Raw genomic sequence first — 25685 nt, 5'->3', positions numbered from 1 at the left:
CACGCCGACGACGGCCGGCGCGCTCACGAGCGATCCGTGCGATCGAGGAAGGCGGTCATGCGGCGCTCCTTCTCGAGGCTCTCGAACAGCTCAGCCTGCAGTTCTCCGTCGATGTGCGGATGCTCCGCACGCGGCGCGCGGAGGGCGCGCTTGGTGTGCCGGGTGGCGAGCGGGTCGTTCGCGGCGATGCGGTCCGCGAGCGCGTGCGCGGCGGGCAGCAACTGCTCGGGCGGATGGATCGCCGAGATGAGCCCCCAGGCGAGGGCGTCGTCCGCGCCCAGCGCACGGCCCGTGAGCAGGAGATCGGCGGCGCGGGCGTGGCCGACGATCTCGGGCAGGCGCCAGGTCGCGCCGGCAGCGGCGAGGATGCCGAGTCCGGTCTCGGGGTTGCCGATGCGGAGCGACGCGGTGGCGATGCGGATGTCGGCGGCGTAGGCGAGCTCCGCACCGCCGCCCAGCGCGTAGCCGTCGAGGGCGGCGATGACCGGCATCGGCAGTTCGGCCACGCGGAGGAAAGCCGTGGCGTTGATCCCGCGGCGCGCATCGTCGGCGCGGCGCTCGCGCAGTTGGGCGATGTCGGCGCCCGCCGCGAAGTCGCCGCCCGCACCCGTGAGGATCAGCGTGCGGGGGTCGGCTTCCAGCTCGGCGCAGAGCTCGTGCAGGGCATCGATCGTGGCGAGGTCGATGGCGTTGCGGCGCTCCGGTCGGTTGAGCGTGGCGAGCACGCGGTCGTCGCGCTGTTCGATCAGCAGCGGGTCGCTCATGCCACCCGCTCCAGGATCATGGCGGTGCCCTGCCCGACGCCCACGCACATCGTCGCGAGTCCGAGCCCCGCCCCCTCGCGCTCCATGCGCCCGAGCAGCGTGACGACGATGCGGCACCCGCTCGACCCGAGCGGGTGCCCGAGGGCGATCGCTCCGCCGTCGCGATTGACGCGCTCCGGGTTGAGTCCGAGCCGGCGGATCGAGGCGAGCGACTGGGAAGCGAACGCCTCGTTCAGCTCGACGGCCCCGATCGCGTCGACCGCGAGGCCGGTGCGCCGCAGTGCCTTCTCGGTCGCCGGCACGGGACCGAGGCCCATGATCTCCGGAGCGAGTGCGGCGGAGGTCGCCGTGACGATGCGGGCACGGGGTGTCAGGCCATAGCGGCGCACGGCCTCACCCGAGGCGACGATCACGGCGGAGGCCCCGTCGTTCAAGGAACTCGAGTTGCCGGCGGTGACGAGGCGGCCGCCCTCCACGACGGGGCGCAGCGACGCGAGCGCGCCGAGGTCGGTGTCGCGGCGCGGGCCCTCGTCGACGTCGACCTCGCCGGCGCGCGTGGGCACGGCGACGATCTCGTCGGCGAAGCGTCCCGCGTCGATCGCGGCGATCGCGAGCGCGTGGCTGCGCAGCGCGAACGCATCGGCGTCCTCTCGCGTGATCCCGTCGCGCCGGGCGACCTCCTCCGCGGTCTCCGGCATCGAGAGCGTGGTGCCTGCGCGCGCGGAGAGGCGCGGGTTCGTGAACCGCCAGCCGATCGAGGTGTCGACGACGGCGCCCGGTTTCGCCCACGCCCGTTCGGGCTTGGCCTGCACCCACGGGGCCCGGGTCATCGACTCGACGCCGCCCGCGACGAGCAGCTCGGCGTCCCCCGCGCGGATCGCCTGGGCCGCCAGGGCGATGGCCGACATCCCCGAGGCGCAGAGCCGGTTCACGGTCAGACCCGGGATGTCGTCGGGGAGCCCCGCGAGCAGCACGGCCATGCGCGCGACGTTGCGGTTGTCCTCCCCGGCCTGGTTCGCCGCCCCCAGGATCACCTCGTCGATCGCGGCATCCGGTACTCCGGCGCGATCGACGGCGGTGCGCACCGCGAGGGCGGCGAGGTCGTCGGGGCGGATGCCGGAGAGGGCGCCGCCGTAGCGCCCGATCGGGGTGCGGACCCCGCCGATGAGGAACGCCTCGGTCATGTCGGCCTCCTCACACGCGCCCGTAGGCGCGTAACGGCTGTTCGATCAGCGCGACCAGCTGCCGCAGGAAGCTCGCGGCGTAGCCGCCGTCGCACACGCGGTGATCGAACACCAGCGACAGCTGGGCGATGCGGCGGGCGACGACCTCGCCGTCGACGACCCAGGGGCGCTCGAGCACGCGTCCGATGCCGAGGATCGCCACGTCGGGGTGGTTGATGATCGCAGCCGACCCGTCGACGCCGAGTCCACCGTAGTTGTTGAGGGTGAAGGTCGAACCGCGCATCCGTTCGGGCGGCATCGCGCCGGCCCGGGCGGTCTCGGCGAGCTCGCGCAGCGCGGCGTCGAGTCGCGCGACACTCAGCTCGTGCGCGCGGGGGACGACCGGCACGAGCAGCCCGCGCTCGGTGTCGGTGGCGACCCCGAGGTTCACGCCCTCGAACGCGATGAGCTCCTCGCCGCCGTCATCCAGACGCGAGGCGAGCACGGGGTGGTCCTCGAGCGCGAGCAGGGCGAAGCGGGCGAACAGCGCGGTCAGCGACGGCGCGCGCTCGCCGGCCGCGGCGATCTCGCGCCGCAGATCCCAGAGACGCGTTGCGTCGACGTCCACCCAGACGGTCGCCTCGGGGATCTCGGCGCGACTGCGGCTCAGGCGGGCGCTCACGGCCCGACGCAGCGGAGACAGGCGGTCGCGGGCGCGCACGCGCAGGCCGTCGATCTCGTCGGCGGACGACGCCGGACCCGCGGATGCCGGTGCGTGCGCGCCGTCGACGGCATGATCGACCGCGGCCCGCAGCACGTCGGCGCGCGTCACGGCACCGTCGGCTCCGGTCGCGGGGATCGCGTGCACGTCGAGACCGAGGTCGCGGGCGAGCCGACGGACGATCGGCGAGCGCACCGCGACGGTGCGGGCGGAGGGTGCCTCCGCCGGTTCGGCGGGCCTCGCGGCGGAGTCGTGCACGGCCGACCGTCGGCGGCGTCCGCTCGCCGACCGTTCGCTCGTGCCGTAGCCGATGAGCACGTTGCCCGAGCCTGCGCGTTCCTCGACTCGGTAGTCCTCGTGCGCCGCGCTCTCGGGGAGGACGGCTTGGGATGAGGCGCTCGCCGCCGCGGCACCCGACACCTCCAGCACCGGGGCGCCGACGGCGATCGTGTCGCCGGCGTCGCCGTGCAGCGCGGTCACCACCCCCGCGAAGGGGGACGGCAGCTCCACGACGCTCTTGGCGGTCTCGACCTCGGCGATCGCCTGATCGACGGCGATCGTGTCGCCGACCGCGACGAGCCACTGCACGAGACCGGCCTCGGTGAGACCCTCGCCCAGATCGGGCAACCGGAAGACGTGCGCGGTGAGGGTGCTCACGATTCGTCCTCCCAGTGCAGCGTGTCGATCGCGTCGAGCACGCGGTCGACGTCGGGCAGGTACCAGTGCTCGAGCTTCGGCGGGGCGTAAGGGATGTCGAACCCCGTCACCTTGCGCACCGGTGCCTCGAGGTGCTCGAAGCAGCGCTCGAACACCCGGGACTGGATCTCGGAGGCGACGCTCGCGTAGCCCGGTGCCTCGGCGATCACGACCGCCCGACCGGTGGCGCGTACGGCGGCCGTGACCGTGGCGTCGTCGAAGGGCGAGAGCGAGCGCACATCGACGACCTCGACGCTGCGGCCCTCGGCGGCTGCGGCCTCGGCGGCTTCCAGCGCGAGCGGCACGGCCGCGCCGTAGGCGAGCAGCGTCACATCGGTGCCGGTGCGCGCGACCCGGGCGCTGCCGAGGCCGACGCGGTGCGCGGTGTCGACCTCGCCGCGCGTCCAGTACAGCTTCTTGGGCTCGAGGAACACGACCGGATCGGGCGACTCGATCGCCGCCCGCAGCAGCGAGTAGGCATCCTGCGGGGTCGACGGGCACACGACCGTGAGCCCCGGGGTGTGCGCGTAGTACGCCTCCGACGAGTCGCAGTGGTGCTCGACCCCGCCGATGCCGCCACCGAACGGGATGCGGATGACCAGCGGCATCCGCACCCCTCCGCGCGTGCGGTTCCCGTACTTCGCGACGTGGCTCACCACCTGCTCGAACGCGGGCAGCGCGAAAGCGTCGAACTGCATCTCGACCACGGGGCGCATGCCGTTCATCGCCATGCCCACCGCCGTGCCGACGATCCCGGACTCGGCGAGCGGGGTGTCGAAGCAGCGATCCTCGCCGAAGCGCGCGGAGAGTCCGTCGGTGACCCGGAAGACCCCGCCGAGCGCCCCCACGTCCTCCCCAAAGACGACGACCTCGGGGTCGTCGGTCAGGGCGTCGGCGAGTGCGAGGTTCAGCGCCGCGGCCATCGTGAGCGTCACCGGGGCCTGGCCGTCCGCATCGACGCCCGCGCCGATGCCGTCGAGATGCGTGCCGTCCTGCGCGATCGTCATCGGGATGCTCCTTCTCGAGAGGCGGACTCCGCCTGGCCGGATGCCGCCGCCGTGCGCTCGATCTCGCCCCGCAGCATCGCCCACTGCTCCTCGAGCTGAGGGGAACGGGTCGCGGTCACGAATCGGAAGAGATCCTCGGGATCGAGGTCGGCGTCGGTGTTCAATGCGGTGCGCAGCTCGGTCGCGAGGGTCTCGGCATCCGCCGCGAACCGGGCCTCGGTCTCGTCGTCGAGCGCTCCGACCGCGCGGAGGTGCGTGCGCAGCCGCCGCAGCGGGTCGCGTTCGACCCAGGCCTGCACCTCGGCACGCTCGCGGTAGCGGGTGTCGTCGTCGGCGTTGGTGTGCGCCTGCATCCGATAGGTGTGCGCCTCGACGAGCGTGGGGCCGTCGCCCGCGCGTGCTCGCCGCACGGCCGCGCCGAGCACCGAGAGCACCGCGGCGACGTCGTTGCCGTCGACCCGCTGCCCCGGCATCCCGTAGCCGATCGCCTTGTGCGCGAGCGAGGGGGCAGCGGTCTGGCGCGAGAGGGGCACCGAGATCGCGAATCCGTTGTTCTGCACGAAGAAGACCACCGGCACGCGGAAGACCGCCGCGAAGTTCATCGCCTCGTGGAAGTCGCCCTCGCTGGTGGCGCCGTCGCCGCACAGGGCGAGCACGACCGTGTCGTCGCCGCGACGCTTCGCGGCGTACGCGAAGCCGACCGCGTGCAGCAACTGGGTCGCGAGGGGCGTGGACTGCGTGGCGACGCGGTGCGCACGCACGTCGTAGCCCGAATGCCAGTCGCCGGCGAGCAGCACCATGGTCTCCGCCGGCGGGACTCCGCGTCCGATGATGGCGACGGCGTCGCGGTACGTGGGGAACAGCCAGTCAGCGGCGCCGTCGAGCACCCGCGCGGCTGCGACCTGGCAGGCCTCCTGCCCGTGCGACGAGGGGTAGACCGCGAGGCGGCCCTGGCGCACCAGTGCACTCGCCTGGTCGTTGAAGCGGCGTCCCTCGACGAGTCCGCGGTAGGCGTCGAGCAGCGCGCCGCGGTCGGGGAGCGGATAGTCCGCGTCCTCGGTGAGCGTGCCGTCGGGGGCGATGAGCTGCACCGCCTCGTCGCGGGGGAGCATGTCGTCGTTCATCTGGTCGCCTTCCTCGCCGAACCTGATGACGACAGCATGCGCTCTCGCGCGCAGTCGTCCAAGAGGTGCGGCCGAATGCTGGACGATTGCGCGCTCGTTGCGCTCGCGCTCGCCGAAGTGTCAGAATTCGACGCGGGACGAAGGAGTGCCATGACCACGCTGGATGAGATCGACCGGGCCATCCTCGACGAGCTGCGACGCGATGCGCGGGCGTCGATGACCGCGCTGGCGGATGCCGTGCACATCTCGCGGGCGGGCGCCCATGCCCGCATCCGACGGCTCACCGATGCGGGGGTGATCACGGGGTACACCGTGCGCACGGATCCCGCGAAGCTCGGCCATCACGCGAGCGCCTACGTCACGCTCGCGATCGAGCAGGCCAGTTGGCAGCTCGTGCAGGATCGGTTGCGGGCGATCCCCGAGATCGAGCACATGGCGTTGGTCGGCGGAGACTTCGACGTGATCCTTCTCGTGCGGGCGAACGATGCGCGCGATCTCCGCCGGATCGTTCTCGAGGACATCCAGGCGATCCCGTCGATCCGCACCACCCGCACGACGCTGATCTTCGAGGACTTCGAGCGCTGAGCGGCCACCCTCGCCGCGCGGCCCGCGTGCCAGACTGGGGCGATGAGCGCAGCCGACCCCGTCCGTCGCGGGCGCCCCGGGTACGACCGCCGGGGTCTGCTCGACGCGGCGGTGGCGGTGTTCAACGAGTCCGGGTACGACGGCACCTCGGTGGCGGCCCTCGCCGCCCGGCTCGGGCTGTCGAAGGCCGCGCTCTACCACCACTTCTCCTCCAAGGAGGAGATCCTCGACACGGCCCTCGACGAGGCGCTCGACGGTCTCGAGGGCGTGCTGGCGGCCACGGATGCCGTGCGCCCGGGCGACCGTCTGGCCGCGGTGCTCGAGGGTGCCGTCGGTGTGCTCGTGGCGCACCTGCCCTCGGTCACGCTGCTGCTGCGCGTGCGGGGCAACAGCGAGGTCGAACGGCGCGCGCTCGAACGTCGGCGCGCCTTCGATCAGGCCGTGACCGCGATCGTGCGCGCGGCGCAGGAGGAGGGCGCGGTGCGCGCCGATGTGGATGCCTCGGTCGCGACGCGCCTGCTCTTCGGCATGGTCAACTCCCTCGTGGAGTGGTATCGCCCGAGCGGTCCCGAAGGGGGCGAAGCCCTCGCCCGCGACGTTCTCGCCGTGGCCCTCGACGGGCTCCGTACGCGCTGAGCCGCGGCATCCGCCTCTCCGGCGTGCGGCGCGGGTCGTCAGCCGATCGTCAGCGTGAAGCCGTCGTCTGTCGCCGTCACGGCGACGCGGGTGAGGTCGTCGACCTGCACCTCGGGGTCATGCGCGTGGGCGTGCGGGCCGACGCCGACCACGCGCATGCCGGCGGCGTGCGCGGCCTGGATGCCGGCACCCGAGTCCTCGAACACGATGCAGTCGGCGGGATCGACACCGAGCTCCGCTGCGGCGCGGAGGAAGCCCTCGGGGTCGGGCTTCGAGGCCGAGACGCTCTCGGCGGTGATCGTCAGGGCGGGCAGGGGGAGCCCCGCCGCGCCCATGCGCGCGGTCATCAGTTCGACGTTCGCCGAGGTCACGATCGCGTGCGGGTGGGGGAGCAGCGCCTGCAGCAGTGCGGCGGCTCCGGTGATCTCGACGACGCCCGCGACATCGCTGCTCTCGTTCGCGAGCATGACGGTGTTCTCGTGCAGATTGATCGCGTGGTCGCGCTCGGGCAGCAGGATCGACATGCTCTGGTGGCCCTGGCGGCCGTGGATGACCCGCAGCACCGTGGCGGGGTCGAGCCCGTGCGGCTGCGCCCACTCCAGCCAGAGGCGTTCGACGACGGCCGTCGAGTCGACCAGGGTCCCGTCCATGTCGAGGAGGACGGCGCGGGCGTGGAGGGTCTCGGTCACCCCTCCAGGCTAACGGCGCGGCGCCGCGGCATCCGCCCCCATCGGCGAGCGCCGCGACCCTAGGATGGCGGCGGGAGGTGCAGCATGCACGCGATCGCCGAACGGGTCCGCCAGGTGCTCCGGCAGGTGCGGGGGCCGGCGCGCGACGACGCCGTGCTCGAGGCCGCCGCGCTCATCGTCGGGGCGCTGTTCCTCGTGATCGGTTTCCTCGTCGCCTTCCCCGTGTTCTTCGGCCATGAGATGGCGATCAGCGGCACGGGATCGATCGGCAACTTCGCGGCCTACGGGGGAGCGGCCACCGCGGCCCTCGCGTTCGCGCTCGGACGTCTCGTCGCCCGCCCCGAGGATGCTGATCCGGATGCCGTGCGCGACGGGTTCAGCGTGCCGGGCGACCGTCTGCGCTGGTACGACCTGCTCGCGATCGCCTTCGCCCACGCGGCGATCGCCTACCTCGGCTGGCTCGGGATCGCGAAGCTGCTCGAGCAGAGTTTCACGGATGCGCCGGTGTTCGCGTTCCCCGGAGCGGTGCTCATCGGTGTCGCCTTCGCACTCACCGCGTACGTGTCGTTCCTCAGCTCCGTCGCGCTCACCCCGATGACCCTGTCGCTCGTGCTCGCGGTGTTCCTCGTGATCGGCGCCTTCGCGAGCATGCTCGCCTCCAGCGATCCGCACTGGTGGCGCGACAACCTCTCGGCGCTGGGCATGAGCTCCAACAGCGCCTCGTACGCCTTCAACGTCACCCTGATCATCGCGGGCGTGATGGTCACGACGATCTCGCGCTACGCGACCGCGGGCCTTCCCTCGACCGACCCGATCGACCGGCGCGGCCGCACGATCGTGCGCACGGGTCTCATCCTCATCGGCATCTTCCTGGCGTGCGTGGGCATCTTCCCCGTCGACGAGTTCTTCGCGGTGCACAACACCGTCGCGACCGGGATGGCGGTGGCCTTCGCCGTGATCGTCGTCGGGCTGCCGTGGTTCCTGCGCACCATCCCGCGCGTCTTCGTGCTGCTGGGGTGGGCGTACGTGCTGGTGATCGTGCTGCTCGCGGTGTTCTTCGCGACCGGGTACTACAACCTGACCGCCGTCGAGCTGATCGCCGCGGTGCTCATCTTCAGTTGGATCATCGTGTTCCTGCGCACGGCGGGCTCGATCCATGAGCGGTCACCGGAGCCCGCGGCGGCGCCGGACGCCGTCGACACCGCCTGAGAACGGCTACTCGCCGCGCAGCGCCCGGGTCGCGGCGGCGCTGCGCTCGAGGGCGTCGACCGCGACATCGCGGCGCAACTGCGCCGCGCCGATGAAGAGGCAGTCGACGAGGGCGAGCTGGGCGATGCGGCTCACCATCGCGCCGGCGCGGAAGCGGGATTCGCGCGCGTGGGTGAGGAGGAGGTGATCGGAGGCGCGGGCGAGGGGAGAGGTACCGGCGCCGGTGATGCCGATCGTGGTGGCACCGGTGTCGCGGGCGGCCTGCAGGAAAAGCACGGCTTCGGGGGTCGTTCCCGAGTTCGAGAAGCCGATCGCGACGGTGGGCGAGGTGCGCAGGGCGGCGGCGGCGCTCGCCTCGTGCGCATCGTCGAGAGCGATCGCGTTGTGGCCGATGCGCAGCAGTTTGTGGCCGAGATCGGCGGCGGCCAGGCGACTCGCCCCGATTCCGAACAGCAGGATGCGCCCCGAGCCCTCGATGGCCTCGGCGGCGGCTCCGAGCGCGTCGTAGTCGAGGCGCTCGACGGTCTCCTCGATCGCGAGGCGTTCCAGGGCGGCGAGTTTGCGGGCGGCGTCACGCAGGCTGTCGTCGGCGGCGATCTCGGCGCCGAACCCGCTGTTGGTGCCGAAGTTGACCGATTCGCGCCCGAGCTCGGCGGCGAGGGTGCGACGCAGCGCGGCGTAACCGCTCACCCCGATCACGCGGCAGAAGCGCACGACCGACGCGACCGAGGTGTCGCACGACGCGGCGAGCTCGGTGATCGTGCTCTCGATCACCTGGGTGGGGTTGTCGGCGACGGCGCGGGCGATCCGGGCGAGGGAGGGCGGCAGCGTATCGACCGAAGCCGCGATCGTCGTCTGGATGCTCATTCATCTCCCTTTCCGGCTGTGAAGAATTCTTTCATGTCGCCGTCAATCTGCGTAGACTATTTTTATGATCTCGATGTCCCGCGTGCTCGCCGTCGACCTCGGCAAGTCGCGCTGCCGACTGGTGGTCGCCGATCCGACACGCCGGCCTGCACATGAGGGTACAGGTGCGCCGGGGCTCGCCGCCGCCGACGGTGTCAGTGCCGCGCTGGCCGCGGTCGAGACCGTGCTCGCCGAGGTACCGGACGGGATGATCTCGGCCCTCTCCATCGGGGCGGCAGGTGCGTGGGCCGCACCCGCCGCCGCGCAGCGCCTGGCCGGTCTCCTCGCCGCGCGCGTGCTGGCCCCCGTCGCCGTGACCTCCGACGTCGTCACCGCCCACGCCGGAGCGCTCGACGGCGGCCACGGCGTGCTTCTCATCGCCGGCACGGGCGCCGCCGCCCTCGGAACGGATGCCGAGGGCGCCCGTCTCGTCGACGGCTGGGGTCCCGACGTCGGCGACCTCGGAAGCGGCTCCTGGCTCGGCCGCGAGGTGCTCCGCGCCGTGCTGCGCGCCGCCGACGGCCTCGGACCCGTGACCTCTCTCACCGAGGCGATCGCGGCACCGGTGGGCACGGCATCCGACATCATCCCCTGGCTCGCGCACGGCGATCCACTCGCCCGACGTCTCGCGACCCTCGCTCCGCTCGCCCTGGATGCCGCCGAGGCCGGCGATGAGGCCGCCCGGGCGATCGCCGCCGAGGCGACCCGCCTGCTCACCTCTTCCGCCGTCGCGGCGTCCACGACGCCCGATGTCGTGCTGCACGGCGGACTCACCGACCACGCCTGGTTCCGTGCGCAGCTCACCGACGCGCTCGCCGCCGCCGGCCGCCGGGTCCGGCCGCCCGTCGGCGACGCGATCGACGGTGCCCTTCTGCTCGCCACCCGCTTCGATCTCCCTCACGAAAGGTTCGTGCACCGTGCCGAATGACGACACCCGACTCACCGCTCTGATCGAGGAGCTGTCGAAGCTCGACACCGAGGCCGCGACCACCGAGCGCGGCGACCTCGACCTGCTGACGAGCGCACAGCTCGTCGAGCGGATGAACGCCGAGGACGCCCGGGTGGCGGGAGCGGTGGCCGCGGAGGCCGCGCAGATCGCCGCCGCCGTCGACGGCATCACCGAGCGCTTCCGTCGCGGAGGGCGCCTCATCTACATCGGTGCGGGGACGGCCGGTCGCATCGGCGTGCTCGACGCGAGCGAGTGCCCGCCCACCTTCGGAACCGACCCGTCGCTCGTGGTCGGCATCATCGCGGGCGGTGAGACGGCGATCCGTTCGGCCGTCGAGAACGCCGAGGACGACGCCGACGCCGCGGCCGCATCACTGGCGGAACTGCAGCTCACCGCATCCGACACGGTCGTCGGCATCTCGGCCTCGGGACGCACGCCCTACGTGATCGGCGGACTCGACTACGCCCGCGGTCTGGGCGCACTCACGGTCGCGATCGCCTCGAACCGGGCCTCCGCGATCGGTGCCGCCGCCGACATCGCGATCGAGGTCGTGACGGGCCCGGAGTTCATCTCCGGGTCGACGCGCCTGAAGTCGGGCACCGCGCAGAAGCTCGTGGTCAACATGCTCACGACGCTCTCGATGATCAAGCTCGGCAAGACCTACCGAGGCGTCATGGTCGATCTGCTCGCCACCAACGAGAAGCTGCACGCGCGGTCGATCCGCACGGTGTCGCAGCTCGCCGGGGTCGACACCGACGAGGCCGCGCGCGCGCTCGCCGCCGCCGACGGATCGGTCAAGCTCGCGGTGCTCATCCTCGCGACCGGCGCGACGCCCGCCGACGCGGCCTCCGCCCTCGACGCGGCCGACGGTCTGCTGCGCGAGGCGATCTCGGCGCTGAGCTGAGCTCGCCCGTCTGCCGCGGGGGTCAGTGCCCGAACTCGATCAATGCGACGCCGACCGCGATGAGCGCGACGCCCGCGGCCATCATCGCCGAGAAGTGGTCCTTGAAGAGGATGCGGCCCATCACGGCCGTGATCGCCACGCCGGCGGCGGCCCAGATCCCGTAGGCGACGCCCACGGGCATGCCCATCGCCAGGATCGTACCCAGCAGCGAGAACGCGGCGAGGTAGCCGACGACGATCACGGGGATCCACCGGCGGCGGCGCAGGCCCTCCGAGGCACGCAGGCTCAGTGTGGCGGTGACCTCGCTGGCGATCGCGAGAACCAGCAGCAGCCAGATCACGAGACGACCTCCGTCGAGGTCGGGCGGGCGTGCGAGCCGAGCTCGACGAGCAGCACGCCGATCACGATCGCGCCGACACCGATGATCTGCACCGTGCCGAGGGCCTCACCGAACAGCACGGTGCCCAGCACGGCGGTGAGCACGACGCCGATCGCCGACCAGATGCCGTAGGCGACGCCCACCGGCATCCCCCGATCGAGCACGACCGAGAGCAACCACAGCGACCCGGTGTACCCGGCGACGACCACGATCAGCCAGAGCGGATGCGTGAAGCCCTCGGCCGCGCGCAGCGACAGCGTCGCCGATACCTCGAGCGCGATCGCGATCAGCAGGGGCGGCCACGGCGAGCGGTGGGGTCGGTCTGACATCGAGGGCCTTTCGGGAGCGGCGGTGCCGACGGCGGATGCCGGGGCTCGTGCGCCGCAGGGGAGAACGCGTCGGATGCTCGCAGGATTCCCTGTCCGGCAGGTGAACGGGTCTCGCGGGAACGGGTGTCGGGGGTACCGGGCATCATGGGGACATGAACCGCACGTCGTTGCGCCGCGAGCGCCTTCGCTCGCATCGGCTCACCGCCCGCGCCGCGTCGGTCGTCGAGGCGGCGCGGCACATGCTGGCGGTGCAGAGCCAGGATTTCACCGCCGGGCGATGGGCGCTGGCTGCCCGCACGCGCGGCGCCGTCGCCTGGGAAACGGTCGATCGCGCGTTCGATCGCGGCGACCTCGTGCGCGCCTGGACGATGCGCGGCACCCTGCACACGATCCCGGCACGAGATCTGGGGTGGGTGCTGTCGGTCACCGGGGCGCGTCAGTTGGCGGCCGCCGCGACGCGCCATCGCGATCTCGGTATCGACGACGAGCTGTTGCGGCGGGCGGCCGCGATCATCGACCCGCTGCTCCGCGACGGCGGCTGCTCCCGCGCCGAGGCCTTCGCGCGATGGTCGGATGCCGGGATCGACCCGCGGGATCAGCGCGGCGTGCATCTGCTCGGAGCTCTCGCGATGCGGGGCGAGATCTGTCAGGGCCCGGTCGTGCCCGCGACGACCTCCGCGGGGCTCACCCGCGAACAGCGCTTCGTCGCGACCGACGCGTGGATCCGTGATCCCGAGCAGCCGGACGATCCGCTCGCCGAGCTCTTCGTACGCTACGTCGACGGTCACGGACCGGTGCGCGTCGAGGACTTCGCGTGGTGGTCGGGGCTCACCCTCGGGGCATCGCGCGAGGCCGTGGCCCGCGCGGGCGTCCGCGTGGTCGAGGTCGAGGAGGGCACCTATGCAGCGGTCGCACCGCCGCGTCGCTCGCCCGGGGCGCCACAGGTGCAGGTGCTCGGAGCCTTCGACGAGTACTACATCTCCTATGCGGATCGCACGCTCGTGTGCCCGCCCGAGGGGCTGGCCGCGGTCGGTCCGGGCAAGAACGGCATGGTGCGCCCCGTCGTGGTCGTCGACGGCGAGGTGGTCGGGGTGTGGCGTCTGCCGCCGGCATCCGGACGCGGGGGCGGTGAGGCGGTCGTCGAGCTGTTCCCGGCGGGGGAGCGGCCGGCGCTCGATCCGAAGATCGACGAGCAGGTGCGCGCCGCGCTCGCGCGTCATGCGGCATTCCTCGGTGCCGCGGCCTGATCCGCGGAGCGACCCGCAGATGGACGCCGTGGATCACTCCTCGGCGTGACGCCCGAGGAACTCGTAGACCTCGCTGTCGTCGACGCCGGGGAAGGCGCCACGGGGCAGCGGCGAGAACATGTGCGTGTGCACGCGGGCGCTCGGCCATGATTTGCCGTTCCAGCGCTCCGTCAGCTCCGACGACGGGCGTCGGCAGCACGATTCGTCGGGGCAGTTCGACACCGCGCGATCGGTCGTCTCGCGACCGCGCCACCAGCGTGCGTCGTCGAAGGGGACGCCCACCGTGATCGAGAACTCGCCGTCGGCCGACGACCCGGTCTGGGTCGAGCACCAGAACGTGCCCGACGGAGTGTCGGTGTACTGGTGATGCTCGGTCGTGCGGTTCTGTTGCGTGAAGGCCGCCCGTGCCTGGAACTTGCGGCACACGCGCTGACCCTCGACGGCCCCGGTGACGTCCATGGGCAGGGGCAGGTCGTCGTTCTCGTAGACGCGAGTGATCGCGCCGTCGGAGTCCACGCGCAGGAAGTGCAGCGACATGCCCAGGTGCTGGGTGAGCAGGTTGGTCATCCGCATCCCCGCGGCCTCGTGCGTGACACCGAAGGCGTCGCGGAAGTCCTCGACGGCGAGGTTGCGATCCTTCTTGGCCTGCTGCAGGAAGGCGACGGATGCGGTCTCGGGCAGCAGGCAGCATGCACCGAAGTAGTTGATCTCGAGGCGCTGCTGCAGGAAGTCGGCGTAGTCGGTGGGCGGGGTGTGCCCGAGCAGGCGGTGCGCCATCGCCTGCAGCGCCATGGAGCGCAGGCCGTGGCCGCCGGGGATGGAAGCGGGCGGCAGGTAGATGCGCCCGTTCTCGAGGTCGGTGACCGAGCGCGTGGAGTGCGGCAGGTCGTTGACGTAGATGAGCTCGAACCCGAGGCGCTCGGCCATGATGCTCACGGTGCGGTGGCTGAGCGCGCCCTGCACGTGCCCGGCGGCCTTGAGCTGCTTCTCGGCGAGCTTCTCGATGTCACCCAGGTAGTTGTTCTGCGCCCGCATCCGCAGCCGGAGCTCGGTGTTGGCGCGGCGGGCCTCCTCCGGGGTCGCGATGGCCTCGCGCTCGCGGCGCTGGAGCTCGCGGTGCAGGCCCAGCACCGACTCGATCGTCTCGTCGCTCATGCCCTTCGTCACGCGCACGGGGGAGATGCCGAGCTGGCGGAACACCGGGCTCTCCTGCGCGCGGTCGAGCTCGATCTCGAGAGCCGCGCGGCGGTTCGGCGGTTCGCCCGAGATGAGGTCGGTGACCTCGGTGCCCGTGGCCTGGGCGATGGCCTGCAGCAGCGAGAGTTTCGGCTCGCGCTTGCCGTTCTCGATCAGGCTGAGCTGCGACCCCGCGACGCCCACGAGCGCGCCGAGCTCGTCGAGGGTGAACCCCTGAGCCTGCCGGTGGTGACGGATGCGATGGCCGAGGGTCGTGAGATGGATGCCGGAGGACGCCATTCCTTGATCTTAGACGAAAGAATCGCGATATTTACGACCGGGATCGTCGAAAAGTCCCGAGGAATGCCGAAGAAGATGGGTTCAACGCCCCACACTTCAAAGGAGCAGCCCATGGCCATCGCCGAAGTCTTCACCCCTCGCACCTCGCCCGTCGCCGCCGCGCGCACCTTCGGCGCGGTACCGGCCTATGACACTCCCGCGATGGCGGAGCTGGTGGCCTGGGTCGACGAGATGGCGGAGCTGACGCAGCCCGATTCCGTGCACTGGGTCGACGGGTCGCGCGCCGAGAACGACTGGCTGCTGCGCGGCCTCGTCTCCGAGGGCAAGCTCATCAAGCTCAACCCCGAGTGGCGTCCCGGCTCGTACCTCGCCCGCTCGCACCCCAGCGACGTCGCCCGCACCGAGGGGCGCACGTTCATCTCCTCCGAGAAGGAGAAGGACGCAGGTCCCACGAACAACTGGGCACCGCCCGCCGAGATGCACGAGAAGATGACGGACCTGTTCGCCGGGTCCATGCGCGGACGCACGATGTACGTCGTGCCGTTCTCGATGGGTGCGGTCGGCGGCCCGCTCTCGCACATCGGCGTGCAGATCACCGACAGCGCCTACGCGGTCGCCTCGATCGGCATCATGACCCGCGTCGGCGATGCCGTCACCCGGCAGATCGCCGACGGCGCCCCGTGGGTGCGCACTGCGCACACCGTCGGCGCCCCGCTCGCGCCGGGACAGGCGGATGCCGAGTGGCCGTGCAACGACGAGAAGTACATCGTGCACTTCCCCGACACCCTCGAGGTGTTCTCCTACGGCTCGGGATACGGCGGTAACGCGATCCTCGCCAAGAAATGCTTCGCGCTGCGCATCGCCTCGGTGATCGCTCGCGACGAGGGCTGGCTCGCCGAGCACATGCTGCTGATCCGCGTGATCGACCCGCAGGGCACGGCCTACCACGTGGCTGCGGCGTTCCCCTCGGCGTGCGGCAAGACGAACCTCGCGATGCTGCGCCCCACGATCCCCGGATGGAAGGTCGAGACGCTCGGCGACGACATCGCGTGGATCCGTCCGGGCGAGGACGGGCGCCTCTGGGCGATCAACCCCGAGGCCGGCTTCTTCGGCGTCGCTCCGGGTACGGGTGAGGCGACCAACGTCACGGCGGTCGAGACGCTGTGGGGCAACACGATCTTCACGAACGTCGCCCTGCGCCCCGACGGCGACGTGTGGTGGGAGGGACTGACCGACACCGCTCCCGCCGAGCTCACCGACTGGGAGGGCAATGCCTGGACGCCGGACTCCGGCCGTCCCGCCGCGCACCCGAACTCCCGCTTCACCGTCTCCGCGGCGCAGTGCCCGCAGATCGCCGAGGACTGGGAGGAGGCCGTGCCGCTCGACGTCATCCTGTTCGGCGGGCGTCGCGCCAGCAACGTCCCTCTCGTCGTCGAGGCGACCGACTGGACCCACGGCGTCTTCCTCGGATCGAACATCTCGTCCGAGCGCACCGCCGCGGCCGAGGGAACCCTCGGCGAGCTGCGCCGCGATCCCTTCGCGATGCTCCCGTTCTGCGGCTACAACATGGGCGACTACTTCGGTCACTGGTTGAAGGTCGGTCGCGGTCTGCGCTTCGATCGTGCGCCGCGCATCTTCCAGGTCAACTGGTTCCGCCGCGGCGACGACGGGCGCTTCCTGTGGCCCGGGTTCGGTGACAACTCGCGGGTCGTCGACTGGATCATCCGCCGGATCGCCGGCGAGGTGCCGGCCGTCGACAGTCCGATCGGGCGCCTGCCGCGCACACAGGACCTCAACCTCACGGGGCTCGACATCCCGCAGGCCGACCTCGACGAGCTGTTCGAAGTCGACCCCGCGGCGTGGCGGATCGAGGCCGATCGCACCGAGGAGTTCTACGACACGTTCGGTGACCGGCTTCCGGCCGCGCTGCGTGCCGAACTGGCGTCGCTCCGGTACCGCCTCGAGAAGGCGTAGCCGGAGCGCAGGGCCAGGTGCCGGTTCGGGGGAGCCGGCACCTCTGCGGGTCCTCATCGCAGGACGCGCGCACAGACCCGCGACGGCGGGATGTCGGAGACGAACCCATGGCTGAGTGGTCTCCGGTATCCCGCCGTCGCGTCTTTGCGTGCGCGTCGCGCCGTGTGACCGGGTGCAGCGGTCGGATCAGGCGAGCAGCTGGTGGCGGGCGAGGTCCCGGTACAGCGGTGTCGACTCGACGAGCTCCGCGTGCGTGCCCTGACCGACCACCGCGCCGTCCTGCAGCACGACGATGAGGTCGCTGTCGACGACCGTCGAGAGGCGGTGCGCGATCACCACGAGGGTGCGGTCGTTCGAGACGGCGTCGATCGCCTCGCGCATGCGCTGCTCGTTCACGCCGTCGAGCGAGGAGGTCGACTCGTCGAGCAGCAGGATCGGTGCGTCGGTGAGCAGGGCGCGGGCGATCGCGAGTCGCTGGCGCTCGCCGCCCGAAAGCATCACGCCGTCCTCGCCGACCGGTGCCGCAAGGCCCAGCGGGCTGCGCTCGAGCACGTCGCCCAGGTTGACCGCGCGCAGCACCCGTTCGCAGTCCGCATCGGATGCCGCGGGAGAGGCGAGTCGCAGGTTGTCGGCGAGCGTGCCGGCGAGGGTCGGAGCGTCCTGCTCGACGTAGCCGAAGTGCGCGCGCAGCTCGTCGCGAGGGTAGGTGCGCGCGTCGTGCCCGTGCACGCGGATCGATCCGCCCGTCGGGTCGTAGAAGCGCTCGACGAGCGAGAGGATCGTGCTCTTGCCGGCGCCGCTGGGCCCGACGAGAGCGACGCGGGCGCCGCGGGGAACGGCGAACGAGACGCCGCGCAGCACCTCGCGGTCGGGGGCGTCGGCTGCGGGAACGGTGACGAGGGTCGTCTCCGGCTTCTCGACGTGGGCGTCTTCGAGCAGCGTCCGGGCGGCCTTCGCCGCCGCCTCGCGCGCAGCGACCACGTTGTCGGGGTAGCGGAAGTGCACGTCGCGGAACTCGATCGCGGGAGCACCCTGTGCCGTCGCGGTGCGCACGATGTCGGCGGCGATCCGCTCGTCGTCCTGCGTCTCGGTCGGCAGGTCGAGCACCTCCTGGATGCGGCCGAGCGCGCCGAGCGCCTGGTTGACCGAGGTGATCGCCCCGAACGTCGTCGCGAGCGGCATGACCAGCAGGAACAGGAACATGATGAACGCGATCAGCGAGGCGATCGAGAGTGCACCGGCGGCGACCCGGAACCCGCCGACGCCGAGCACCACGATCAACGAGAGCTGGAGGGCGATGCCCGCGACCGGAACCACGAGCGAGGAGATCTTCGCGATCCGCACGCCGATGCCGTAGGCCTCGTCGGCCGTCTGCGACACGGTCGCGGTCTCGCGCTCGGTCGCGCCGGACGCGCGGATCGTGCGGATGGACCCCACCGCGCGCTCGACCCCGGAGGCCAGCTCGCCGACCTTCTGCTGTTGCGCGGTCGAGGCCGTGCGGATGCGGCCGCTGAGCGCCACCACGACGACGACGGAGACGCCGATCACCAGCACGATCAGCAGCAGGAGGATCGGGTCGATGACGAGCATCGCCACGAGGGCTCCCACGAAGAGCACGGCGCTGCCGACGGCATCCGCCAGTCCCTGCGTGAGCACGGCGTAGAGCAGGGTCGTGTCGGTGCCGACGCGCGAGACGAGGTCGCCGGTGCGGCGCGCGTCGAACTCCGAGGTCGGCAGGTGCAGGATGCGGGCGATGAGCTTGCGGCGGCTGGAGAGCACGACCGCGGTGCCGGTGCGCTGCAGCAGGTAGTGCTGGAAGCCGGAGATGATCGACGACACGATCACGAATCCGATCAGCAACCACACCAGGATCCCGAGCGTGCCGCCGGACTGCACGGCTTCGATGACCTGCCCGACGAGCAGCGGTTGCACCAGCGAGGTCGCGGCGCCGAAGACGCTGAGCACGGCCACGACGACGAGCGTGCGCTTGTGCTCGAAGAGGAAGGGGAGGAGCTGGCGGAACGTGGCGCGCGGACCATCCTGCTGCGCGCCGCGTCCGCGTCGGCGCGGTGTCGCCGTCCGGGACATGGAAGACCTCGTTCTGGGAAAAGGGGGTACTACGACCGTACTTCGTGCAGAGGGCGTCCGCGGTCGCTCAGGATCGCCCGAACCGGCGGTGCGCGGCCTGCTTCGATACGCCGAGGGCGCTGGCGATGGCCTGCCAGGAGTAGCCGCCGTTGCGCGCCCGGCGCACTTGAGCCTCCTCGGCGCGCGAGATCTCGCGGCGGAGTGCCGTGAGCCGGTTCAGCTCGGCGAGGGGCTCGCCTTCGGGGTCGGTCGCGATCGCGGTGCGGATGCTCATGCGTCAACGCTAGTTGACACCTGAGCCGGCGTCAAGCCGAATTGACGTTTCGAATCGCTCGCTTCGTCGATTCCGACCCCGCGAAACGGCGAAGTGAGCGATTCGAACCCGTGATTGGCAGACTGGGCGGATGCTCGACACTCCCGCACTCCGACCCGGCGACCGCGTCGCCGTGCTGTCTCCCGCCTTCGCCGCTCCGGCCACCGCACCCGAGATCCACGAGCAGGCGATGAGACGGCTCGCCGAGCTCACCGGACTCGTTCCCGTCGAGTACCCGACGACGCGCCTCCTCGGCGCGAGTCCGGAAGCACGGGCCGCCGACGTCAATGCGGCGTTCGCCGATCCGAGCATCCGAGCGATCCTGGCGACTATCGGCGGCGATGACCAGATCCTCGTCGTGCCGCACCTCGATCCCGCGCTGGCGCTCGCCGATCCCAAGCCGTTCCTCGGGTACAGCGACAACACGAACATCCTCAACTGGCTCTGGGGGCTCGGCATCCGCGGGTACTACGGCGGCTCGACCGCTGTCCACCTGGGGCCGGGCGCCGCCGTCGACGACGTGCACCTGCTGTCGCTGCGTGCGGCGCTCCTCGACCGCGGCACGGTCGAGATCACCGAACCGGGGGAGTCCGAGGACATCGGTCGCCGCTGGACCGATCCGCGTGCGTTGACCGAGTTCGGCGATCGGACCCCGACGGAAGCGTGGACGTGGGCGGGGCCTGCGCGCACGGTCTCGGGGCGGACCTGGGGCGGATGCCTCGAGGTCATCGACAGCCTCGCCCTCGCTGACCGCCTGCCGGTGATCGATGATCTCGCCGGGTCGATCCTGTTGCTGGAGACGAGTGAGGAGCGTCCGCCGGCGAGTTGGGTGCACCGATGGCTGCGCGGGCTGGGGGAGCGCGGCATCCTCTCGGCTGTCGCAGGGGTGGTGGTCGCGCGACCGCCGGTGAGCGACTTCGACTTCTCGCCGTCCGCCGAGGAGGCGCGCGCCCTGCGTGCAGCCCAGTGCGACGTCGTGATCGATGTCGTCGCGCGCTACAACCCGGAGGCGGTGGTGTGCGTCGGCCCGCCCTTCGGGCACACTCGCCCGCAGTGGATCGTGCCCTACGGCGGCACGATGACCCTCGACGGCGTCGCACACCGGATCTTCGCCGACTACTGACTCGCGACCGTCGGGGGAACGCGAGAACGCCCCCGGATCCCTGAGTTCGTCCCAGGGGCCCAGAGGCGTTCTGCGGTGACTGATGCCGTTACGGCTGCGGCGTCGCAGCCACGCCGAGGTCGTCCTCGTAGTCGACGTCCTTCGTCTCCTTCGAGAGCACCAGGGCGATGAACGTGAGAACACCCATCGACGAGAGGTACAGACCCACGAGCCACGGGGCGCCGCCGCCCGCCTGCCACAGCCACACCGCGATGAGGGGTGCGACGGCCGCGCCGAGGATCGACGAGACGTTGTACGAGATCGCCGAGCCCGAGTAGCGCACGTTCGTCGGGAAGAGCTCGGGCAGCAGGGCGCCCATCGGGCCGAAAGTGGCGCCCATGAGCATGAAGCCGAACACGAGGAACGCCTGGGCGAGAGCACCGGTGAACTTCGGGTCGACGGCAGGCAGCAGGAATGCGTTGAACGTCAGACCGAAGATGATGATGAGGCCCGTGACCCAGAGCAGCAGCTTGCGGCGGCCGATCTTGTCGGCGATCGGACCCGACAGCAGGGTGAAGATTCCGAAGAACACGACACCGATGATCTGCATGAGCACGAAGTCCGTGTAGCCGAAGCCGAGACCGGGGTAGAACTGGGCGGCGAACGCCGACGCGTCGAAGTCGTTGCCGGCGGCCTCCGCGGCGGCCTGTGCGGCGGCGGATGCCGTCTCGAGCGAGGCCGCCTTCGTGCCGTACGACAGCGTGAAGTTCGTCATCAGGTAGAACAGCACGTACGTGGCCAGCATGAAGAACGTGCCGAGGATGAGCTGCTTCCAGTGGTGGCGGAAGACGGTCGCGAGCGGGAGCTTGCGGATCGTGCCCTTGGTCTCGGCCTTCTTGAAGGTGTCGGACTCGACGAGGCGCAGACGCACCCAGAGGCCGATGATGACCATCACGGCGGAGAACAGGAACGGGATGCGCCAGCCCCAGGAGAGGAACGCCTCGGACTTCAGCGCCGGGTTCTCGGCGTGGGGGAGCAGCCAGTTGATGCTGAGGAACAGCAGGTTCGCGATGATGAACCCGAGCGGGGCGCCCAGCTGCGGGAAGGTGCCGTACCAGGCGCGCTTGCCCTTCGGGGCGTTCTCGGTGGCGACCAGGGCCGCACCCGACCACTCGCCGCCGAGCGCGAAGCCCTGCGCGAGACGCATGATCAGCAGCAGGAGGGCGGCCACCCAGCCGATCTGCTGGAAGGTGGGCAGGAGCCCGATGAGGAACGTCGCGATACCCATCGTGAGCAGCGAGGCGACGAGCGTCGCCTTGCGGCCGTACTTGTCGCCGAAGTGTCCGAAGACCACCGCGCCGATGGGGCGGGCGACCATCGCCGCGCCGAAGACACCGAACGAGGCGAGGAGGGAGGTGGTGTCGTTGCCGGTCGGGAAGAAGAGGACCGGGAACACGAGCACGGCCGCCGTGGCGTAGGCGTAGAAGTCGTAGAACTCGATGGTCGTGCCGACCAGGCTCGCGGTGATGACACGCGAGCGGGGATTCGCCGGCGCTGTGGTCGTACTCATGCTGCTCCTTAGGAATAAGTGCCTCGGTACACCGAGGCACTCGGGCGAGTTTACGCCTTCCTGAGTGTTCGCTGTACGCCGGGCGGGGTCAGAAGGCTCTGTGTGACGCGATGCGTAGAGTCGGGCCGACGAGGGGACATCTGCATGGCGACCGAAATGCCCGTCTACCGGGCCCCGATGCGTTCGCGCGATGACGCCGTGCCGCGGGGTGTCGGCGCCGAGCGGGGGCTCGCGCTCGGGATCTGCGGCATCGGCGGCCGGGTGTCGCCGTCGCCGACGACTCTGGAGTCCGCGCTCGCCCGCGCCGACGAGCAGAGCGGCATCCGTTTGGCGTGGAGGATCGAGCGCTTCGCCAAGGCGCCGATCGGGGCCTACGTCTGGACGCGCGACATCGACGGCCTGAGCTACCTCGGGCGGCTCACCGGCCCGTGGACCTACGACGCCACGGCGGAGGCGCTCGCCGCGGACCTCGTGCACGTGCGCCGCTGCGACTGGATCCTCGAGCCGATCGAGGAGAGAGTCGTCCCCGGTGCCGTGCAGGCCGCCTTCGGTCGTGGCGGACGCAACTGGCAGCGCATCCGTGCCGAGGGCGTCACGCCGCCCACGGCAGCGATCTGGCAGCAGCACCGCGGCAACGTCTGAGCTCTCGGCTTTCGCCGGGTACGGTCACTCCTCGGTGTCGCCCAGGCACAGTCCGCGCACGAACTCCGCACGCGGCGAGAGCAGTTCCTCGAGTTCGAGCACGACGACGCGGTTCTCCCCGGCGCGGGTCGCCGGCGCGGGAACGAACAGCGTGCGCTGCGGACCGTTGCGCCAGTAGCGGCCGAGGAAGAACCCGTTCACGAACGCGTATCCCTTGCTCCACGCGCCGGTGTCGAGGAAGAGGTCGGCCGGAGCATCCAGCACGAGGTCACCCGTCCAGGCGCGCGGGCCGTCGCCCGATCGGGGGGCAGTGCGGGTCGCGACCTCGTCGGCGATGGCCTGCACGTCGAGCGGAGTCGAGGTCCAGTCGCCGAGGGGCGCACCATCGAGCATCGGAGCGCCGATCAGGCCCTTCTCCTCGCCGAGACGATGGTCGTAGTTCACGCGACCCTGCTCCTCGACAAGGATGCTGAGGGCGCGACCGGCGGGGATCCGCAGCGCCTGGTCGTGCCGCGTGCGCGACAGGGTGCCGACGGGCAGGCCGTCGACGCTCACCCAGGCGAGGTCGCGCACCTCCTCGACCGTGAGCAGCCCGGGGCCTCTCATCGGAGGAAGGGCCAGGTCGTAGCGCACGAGGGCGCTGAGGTGCCCCAACTCATCGAATGTGGCCGGGAGTGGAGCAGGAGAAGCGGATGCCGCGGCATCCGTCCATGCGCCGGCGGGCGTGAGTTCGACGCTCGCGACCGGGGCGGATGCCCGGGGCGCGGGCAGCTCGTCGGGGACGGGTGCGTACTTCGCGATCACGTCGCGGAAGGCGAAGAACTTCTCCGTCGGATCGCCGGCCTCGTCGAGCGGGGCGTCGTAGTCGTACGACGTGACGATCGGGAGGTAGCGGCCCTTGTGGTTCGCGCCGTTCGTCAGGCCGAAGTTCGTGCCGCCGTGGAACATGTAGATGTTCACCGACGCTCCTGCGGCGAGCAGGGCGTCGAGATCGGATGCCGCGGCATCCACGTCGGTCGTGTGGTGCACTCCGCCCCACCAGTCGAACCATCCGTCCCAGAACTCGGAACACATGAGGGGGCCGGTGGGCTGGTGCGCGCGCAGGGTCGCGAGACGCTCGGTGCTGCGCGATCCGAACGAGCCGGTCTTGTGGAGCTCGGGCAGGCTGCCATCGGCGAGCATCTGATCGGTGGGCTGATCGACGGTCGTGAGCGGCACCGTGATCCCGGCCTCGCGGGTGAGGGCGACGAGGGCTTCGAGGTAGGCCTTGTCAGAGTCGTAGGCGCCGTACTCGTTCTCGATCTGCACGAGCACGACGGGACCTCCGCGGTCGATCTGACGCGGGGCGACGATCTCGTACACGCGGCGCAGGTAGGCGCTGATATCGGCGAGGAACGCCGGATCGGAGGAGCGCAGAGCGCGCTCGCCGGCGGTCAGCCAGGTCGGCAGGCCGCCGTTGTGCCACTCGGCGCAGATGTACGGTCCGGGGCGCACGATCGCGTCCATCCCCTCCGCGTGCACGAGGTCGAGGAAGCGGCCGAGGTCGTTCCATCCGGTGGCGTCCCACTCGCCGCGCCGAGGTTCGTGCGCGTTCCAGGCGACGTAGGTCTCGATCGTGTTGAGACCCATCAGGCGCGCCTTGCGGATGCGGTCCTGCCACTGGTCCGGGTGGATGCGGAAGTAGTGCAGGGCGCCGGCGATGACCTGGTGCTTCCGTCCGTCGCGGAGGAAGTCGGTGTCGCCGATGGTGAAGGAGGTCACGATGTGAAGTGCTTTCGGTAGAGAAGTGGCCGGATCGGGTCCCGAGCTCAGGATCGTTCCCTGAGCCTGTCGAAGGGCCCGATCCGGCCACCGTGTTACTTGTTGACGCTGAAGCCCTGCGAGTTGCCGTACTCGACCAGCGCGTCCTGCCAGGCGATGAGGCCCTCGTTCAGGTCGGTGCCGTTCTGGTACGCCTGGCCGACGGTGTCACCGAAGATGCTGATGCCGTAGACCTGGTAGGGGAGGTAGCTCCAGTCGGGGACCACGTCCTCGGCCGCTGCGGCGAGCACCTCGTTGATCTTCTGGCCGCCGAAGTACTCCGGGGCGTCGGAGAGGAACTCCTCGCTCGACAGCTCGGCGGAGGTCGACGGGAAGCCGCCGCTCTCGAGGAAGAGCGAGATGCTGTCCTCGGAGTTGTTGAGCCACCACAGGAATCCGGCCGCGAGCTCCGGGTTCTCGCTCTGCGTGGTCACGGCCTGGCCGCCGCCGCCGTTCTCGGCGCTGGCGGGGGTGCCGTCGTAGGTCGGCATCGGAGCGACGCGCCAGTCACCGGCGCCGTCGGGCGCACCCGAGATGAGGTTGCCGGGCATCCAGGCGCCGATCACGAGGGTGGCGATGCTGCCGTCGCCGAGGGCGCGGAACCACTCGTCGCTCCAGCTGCTGACCGGGGCGACGAGGTCTTCCTCGACGAGACGGTTCCAGTTCTCGGTCCACTTCTTCGAGCCCTCATCCTGAAGGTCGATCGTGACGTCGGTGCCGTCGGTCGAGAAGGGCTGGCCGCCGGCCTGCCAGATCATCGACGTCGCGAAGCCCGCGTCGCCGGTGTCGTTGGTGATGTACGCGTCGGGGTTCGCGGCGTGGATCGCCTTCGCGGCCTCGTAGTACTCGTCCCACGTGGTCGGCACGGCGATGCCGGCGGCGTCGAAGACGGCCTTGTTGTAGAACAGCGCCATGGGGCCCGAGTCCTGGGGGAGGCCGTAGATGGCGTCACCGTCGGTGACCGAGTTCCAGGTCGAGGCGGTGTAGTCGTCCTCGAAGTCGCCGAAGCCGTACTGAGACAGGTCGACGAAGGCATCCGTGAGGGCGAACTGCGGGAAGGCGTAGTACTCGACCTGCACGACGTCGGGAGCACCGGAGCCCGCCTTGATGGCGTTCTGCAGCTTCGTGTACTCGTCGGTGTTGGTGCCGGCGTTGACGACGTTGACCTTGACGTTCGGGTACTCCTCCATGAACGCCGCGGCCTGCGCCTCGGCGGAGGGGGTCCACGACCAGTACGTGATCTCGCCGCCCTTCTCGAGCGCGGCCTCGACCGAGTCGAACGATCCGTCGCCGGCGGCGCTGCCGCCGCCGGTGCCTCCGGTGCTGCAGCCGGCCAGGGCGAGAGCTGCGACGGTGCCGGCGGCGAGCACCGTCAGGGTGCGGCGCGCAGCGGGGTGAGGAAGGTGCTTCAT

The 25685-nt window shown here is 71.0% G+C and carries 24 protein-coding genes; 9 read left to right on the top strand and 15 right to left on the bottom strand.

What is annotated here, in order from left to right; all coding sequences use genetic code 11:
- Window positions 1-23: 23 nt before the first annotated feature.
- Genes WFJ97_RS05680 through WFJ97_RS05660 form a run of 5 tightly spaced genes read right to left on the bottom strand, consistent with a single transcriptional unit; the run spans window position 24 to window position 5475 of the window.
- Window positions 24-764: an enoyl-CoA hydratase/isomerase family protein gene (locus tag WFJ97_RS05680; RefSeq protein WP_336640766.1), complete on the bottom strand. Its 741-nt coding sequence runs from the start codon at window positions 762-764 to the stop codon at window positions 24-26.
- Entirely contained in the window at window positions 761-1948 is a 1188-nt protein-coding gene (locus WFJ97_RS05675; RefSeq protein WP_336640765.1) for a thiolase family protein, read from the bottom strand. Before WFJ97_RS05675 ends, WFJ97_RS05680 begins: the two co-directional genes overlap by 4 nt.
- Window positions 1949-1958: 10 nt before the next feature.
- Window positions 1959-3305 carry a dihydrolipoamide acetyltransferase family protein gene (locus WFJ97_RS05670; protein WP_336640764.1) on the bottom strand — a complete coding sequence of 449 codons (1347 nt, stop codon included), beginning with the start codon at window positions 3303-3305 and terminating at the stop codon, window positions 1959-1961.
- Window positions 3302-4351, bottom strand: a complete 1050-nt coding sequence (locus WFJ97_RS05665) for an alpha-ketoacid dehydrogenase subunit beta (RefSeq protein ID WP_442928382.1) — start codon at window positions 4349-4351, stop codon at window positions 3302-3304. Before WFJ97_RS05665 ends, WFJ97_RS05670 begins: the two co-directional genes overlap by 4 nt.
- A complete protein-coding gene (locus WFJ97_RS05660; RefSeq protein WP_336640763.1) occupies window positions 4348-5475 on the bottom strand; it encodes a thiamine pyrophosphate-dependent enzyme in 1128 nt (375 codons plus the stop codon). Before WFJ97_RS05660 ends, WFJ97_RS05665 begins: the two co-directional genes overlap by 4 nt.
- 150 nt (window positions 5476-5625) lie before the next feature.
- Here WFJ97_RS05660 and WFJ97_RS05655 point away from each other — a divergent pair, with 150 nt between their 5' ends.
- Both WFJ97_RS05655 and WFJ97_RS05650 read left to right on the top strand, forming a co-directional pair.
- Window positions 5626-6060 carry an Lrp/AsnC family transcriptional regulator gene (locus WFJ97_RS05655; protein ID WP_247623073.1) on the top strand — a complete coding sequence of 145 codons (435 nt, stop codon included), beginning with the start codon at window positions 5626-5628 and terminating at the stop codon, window positions 6058-6060.
- A gap of 42 nt (window positions 6061-6102) precedes the next feature.
- Window positions 6103-6696 carry a TetR/AcrR family transcriptional regulator gene (locus WFJ97_RS05650; RefSeq protein WP_336640762.1) on the top strand — a complete coding sequence of 198 codons (594 nt, stop codon included), beginning with the start codon at window positions 6103-6105 and terminating at the stop codon, window positions 6694-6696.
- A gap of 38 nt (window positions 6697-6734) precedes the next feature.
- Here the strand turns inward: WFJ97_RS05650 and WFJ97_RS05645 are convergent, their stop codons facing one another.
- The gene (locus tag WFJ97_RS05645; RefSeq protein WP_336640761.1) at window positions 6735-7385 is read right to left on the bottom strand and encodes an HAD-IA family hydrolase; all 651 of its coding nucleotides are present in this window, start codon (window positions 7383-7385) and stop codon (window positions 6735-6737) included.
- An 84-nt stretch (window positions 7386-7469) separates the two neighbouring features.
- Between WFJ97_RS05645 and WFJ97_RS05640 the strand changes: the two genes are divergently transcribed.
- Window positions 7470-8594 carry a DUF998 domain-containing protein gene (locus tag WFJ97_RS05640; protein WP_336640760.1) on the top strand — a complete coding sequence of 375 codons (1125 nt, stop codon included), beginning with the start codon at window positions 7470-7472 and terminating at the stop codon, window positions 8592-8594.
- Window positions 8595-8600: 6 nt separating this feature from the next.
- On the opposite strand, the gene WFJ97_RS05635 is transcribed toward WFJ97_RS05640, so the two are convergent.
- Window positions 8601-9461 carry a MurR/RpiR family transcriptional regulator gene (locus WFJ97_RS05635; RefSeq protein WP_247623069.1) on the bottom strand — a complete coding sequence of 287 codons (861 nt, stop codon included), beginning with the start codon at window positions 9459-9461 and terminating at the stop codon, window positions 8601-8603.
- A 64-nt stretch (window positions 9462-9525) separates the two neighbouring features.
- Between WFJ97_RS05635 and WFJ97_RS05630 the strand changes: the two genes are divergently transcribed.
- The gene (locus tag WFJ97_RS05630; RefSeq protein ID WP_336640759.1) at window positions 9526-10428 is read left to right on the top strand and encodes an N-acetylglucosamine kinase; all 903 of its coding nucleotides are present in this window, start codon (window positions 9526-9528) and stop codon (window positions 10426-10428) included.
- On the top strand, window positions 10418-11353 hold the full coding sequence (murQ, locus tag WFJ97_RS05625) for an N-acetylmuramic acid 6-phosphate etherase (protein ID WP_247623067.1): 936 nt from the start codon (window positions 10418-10420) through the stop codon (window positions 11351-11353). The genes WFJ97_RS05630 and murQ overlap by 11 nt, the downstream gene beginning before the upstream one ends.
- A 22-nt stretch (window positions 11354-11375) precedes the next feature.
- Here the strand turns inward: murQ and WFJ97_RS05620 are convergent, their stop codons facing one another.
- Together WFJ97_RS05620 and WFJ97_RS05615 are read right to left on the bottom strand one after the other, a co-directional pair.
- Window positions 11376-11693: a DMT family transporter gene (locus WFJ97_RS05620; RefSeq protein ID WP_247623066.1), complete on the bottom strand. Its 318-nt coding sequence runs from the start codon at window positions 11691-11693 to the stop codon at window positions 11376-11378.
- Window positions 11690-12061, bottom strand: a complete 372-nt coding sequence (locus tag WFJ97_RS05615) for a DMT family transporter (RefSeq protein WP_336640758.1) — start codon at window positions 12059-12061, stop codon at window positions 11690-11692. Before WFJ97_RS05615 ends, WFJ97_RS05620 begins: the two co-directional genes overlap by 4 nt.
- A 152-nt stretch (window positions 12062-12213) precedes the next feature.
- On the opposite strand from WFJ97_RS05615, the gene WFJ97_RS05610 reads away from it, so the two are divergent.
- Complete coding sequence (locus WFJ97_RS05610) at window positions 12214-13308, top strand: winged helix DNA-binding domain-containing protein (protein WP_336640757.1); 1095 nt, start codon at window positions 12214-12216, stop codon at window positions 13306-13308.
- Window positions 13309-13341: 33 nt separating this feature from the next.
- Here the strand turns inward: WFJ97_RS05610 and WFJ97_RS05605 are convergent, their stop codons facing one another.
- Window positions 13342-14784, bottom strand: a complete 1443-nt coding sequence (locus WFJ97_RS05605; protein WP_247955793.1) for an XRE family transcriptional regulator — start codon at window positions 14782-14784, stop codon at window positions 13342-13344.
- A 111-nt stretch (window positions 14785-14895) separates the two neighbouring features.
- Between WFJ97_RS05605 and WFJ97_RS05600 the strand changes: the two genes are divergently transcribed.
- Entirely contained in the window at window positions 14896-16758 is a 1863-nt protein-coding gene (locus tag WFJ97_RS05600; protein WP_336640756.1) for a phosphoenolpyruvate carboxykinase (GTP), read from the top strand.
- Window positions 16759-16944: 186 nt separating this feature from the next.
- Here WFJ97_RS05600 and WFJ97_RS05595 read toward each other — a convergent pair whose 3' ends face one another.
- Both WFJ97_RS05595 and WFJ97_RS05590 read right to left on the bottom strand, forming a co-directional pair.
- Complete coding sequence (locus tag WFJ97_RS05595; protein WP_336640755.1) at window positions 16945-18846, bottom strand: ABC transporter ATP-binding protein; 1902 nt, start codon at window positions 18844-18846, stop codon at window positions 16945-16947.
- Window positions 18847-18913: 67 nt separating this feature from the next.
- Window positions 18914-19120 (bottom strand): AsnC family protein, encoded by a 207-nt coding sequence (locus WFJ97_RS05590; RefSeq protein WP_247623060.1) that lies wholly within the window; start codon window positions 19118-19120, stop codon window positions 18914-18916.
- Between the two features lie 130 nt (window positions 19121-19250).
- On the opposite strand from WFJ97_RS05590, the gene WFJ97_RS05585 reads away from it, so the two are divergent.
- Window positions 19251-20282, top strand: a complete 1032-nt coding sequence (locus WFJ97_RS05585; protein WP_336640754.1) for a S66 family peptidase — start codon at window positions 19251-19253, stop codon at window positions 20280-20282.
- 88 nt (window positions 20283-20370) lie between these two features.
- Here WFJ97_RS05585 and WFJ97_RS05580 read toward each other — a convergent pair whose 3' ends face one another.
- Window positions 20371-21831 carry an MFS transporter gene (locus tag WFJ97_RS05580; protein ID WP_247623058.1) on the bottom strand — a complete coding sequence of 487 codons (1461 nt, stop codon included), beginning with the start codon at window positions 21829-21831 and terminating at the stop codon, window positions 20371-20373.
- A gap of 144 nt (window positions 21832-21975) precedes the next feature.
- On the opposite strand from WFJ97_RS05580, the gene WFJ97_RS05575 reads away from it, so the two are divergent.
- A complete protein-coding gene (locus WFJ97_RS05575; protein WP_336640753.1) occupies window positions 21976-22473 on the top strand; it encodes a GAF domain-containing protein in 498 nt (165 codons plus the stop codon).
- A gap of 24 nt (window positions 22474-22497) precedes the next feature.
- On the opposite strand, the gene WFJ97_RS05570 is transcribed toward WFJ97_RS05575, so the two are convergent.
- Window positions 22498-24234 carry a glycoside hydrolase family 35 protein gene (locus WFJ97_RS05570; RefSeq protein WP_336640752.1) on the bottom strand — a complete coding sequence of 579 codons (1737 nt, stop codon included), beginning with the start codon at window positions 24232-24234 and terminating at the stop codon, window positions 22498-22500.
- A gap of 95 nt (window positions 24235-24329) precedes the next feature.
- The gene (locus WFJ97_RS05565) at window positions 24330-25685 is read right to left on the bottom strand and encodes an ABC transporter substrate-binding protein (RefSeq protein WP_336640751.1); all 1356 of its coding nucleotides are present in this window, start codon (window positions 25683-25685) and stop codon (window positions 24330-24332) included.

This window comes from Microbacterium sp. USHLN272, from assembly GCF_037149655.1.
GTDB classification, from domain to species: Bacteria; Actinomycetota; Actinomycetes; order Actinomycetales; family Microbacteriaceae; genus Microbacterium; species Microbacterium galbinum.
Note: the sequence above shows the minus strand (reverse complement) of the source record. Positions and strands in the feature narration are given on the sequence as shown.

Bases quoted from the DNA above. Each gene is read 5' to 3' on its own strand.
- WFJ97_RS05635 (WP_247623069.1), bottom strand. From the start codon at position 9,461: ATGAGCATCCAGACGACGATCGCGGCTTCGGTCGATACGCTGCCGCCC.
- WFJ97_RS05610 (WP_336640757.1), top strand. From the start codon at position 12,214: ATGAACCGCACGTCGTTGCGCCGCGAGCGCCTTCGCTCGCATCGGCTC.
- WFJ97_RS05660 (WP_336640763.1), bottom strand. From the start codon at position 5,475: ATGAACGACGACATGCTCCCCCGCGACGAGGCGGTGCAGCTCATCGCC.
- WFJ97_RS05595 (WP_336640755.1), bottom strand. From the start codon at position 18,846: ATGTCCCGGACGGCGACACCGCGCCGACGCGGACGCGGCGCGCAGCAG.
- WFJ97_RS05655 (WP_247623073.1), top strand. From the start codon at position 5,626: ATGACCACGCTGGATGAGATCGACCGGGCCATCCTCGACGAGCTGCGA.
- WFJ97_RS05585 (WP_336640754.1), top strand. From the start codon at position 19,251: ATGCTCGACACTCCCGCACTCCGACCCGGCGACCGCGTCGCCGTGCTG.
- WFJ97_RS05630 (WP_336640759.1), top strand. From the start codon at position 9,526: ATGATCTCGATGTCCCGCGTGCTCGCCGTCGACCTCGGCAAGTCGCGC.
- WFJ97_RS05675 (WP_336640765.1), bottom strand. From the start codon at position 1,948: ATGACCGAGGCGTTCCTCATCGGCGGGGTCCGCACCCCGATCGGGCGC.
- WFJ97_RS05590 (WP_247623060.1), bottom strand. From the start codon at position 19,120: ATGAGCATCCGCACCGCGATCGCGACCGACCCCGAAGGCGAGCCCCTC.
- WFJ97_RS05600 (WP_336640756.1), top strand. From the start codon at position 14,896: ATGGCCATCGCCGAAGTCTTCACCCCTCGCACCTCGCCCGTCGCCGCC.
- WFJ97_RS05640 (WP_336640760.1), top strand. From the start codon at position 7,470: ATGCACGCGATCGCCGAACGGGTCCGCCAGGTGCTCCGGCAGGTGCGG.
- WFJ97_RS05615 (WP_336640758.1), bottom strand. From the start codon at position 12,061: ATGTCAGACCGACCCCACCGCTCGCCGTGGCCGCCCCTGCTGATCGCG.
- WFJ97_RS05680 (WP_336640766.1), bottom strand. From the start codon at position 764: ATGAGCGACCCGCTGCTGATCGAACAGCGCGACGACCGCGTGCTCGCC.
- WFJ97_RS05575 (WP_336640753.1), top strand. From the start codon at position 21,976: ATGGCGACCGAAATGCCCGTCTACCGGGCCCCGATGCGTTCGCGCGAT.
- WFJ97_RS05565 (WP_336640751.1), bottom strand. From the start codon at position 25,685: ATGAAGCACCTTCCTCACCCCGCTGCGCGCCGCACCCTGACGGTGCTC.
- WFJ97_RS05650 (WP_336640762.1), top strand. From the start codon at position 6,103: ATGAGCGCAGCCGACCCCGTCCGTCGCGGGCGCCCCGGGTACGACCGC.
- WFJ97_RS05605 (WP_247955793.1), bottom strand. From the start codon at position 14,784: ATGGCGTCCTCCGGCATCCATCTCACGACCCTCGGCCATCGCATCCGT.
- WFJ97_RS05580 (WP_247623058.1), bottom strand. From the start codon at position 21,831: ATGAGTACGACCACAGCGCCGGCGAATCCCCGCTCGCGTGTCATCACC.
- WFJ97_RS05665 (WP_442928382.1), bottom strand. From the start codon at position 4,351: ATGACGATCGCGCAGGACGGCACGCATCTCGACGGCATCGGCGCGGGC.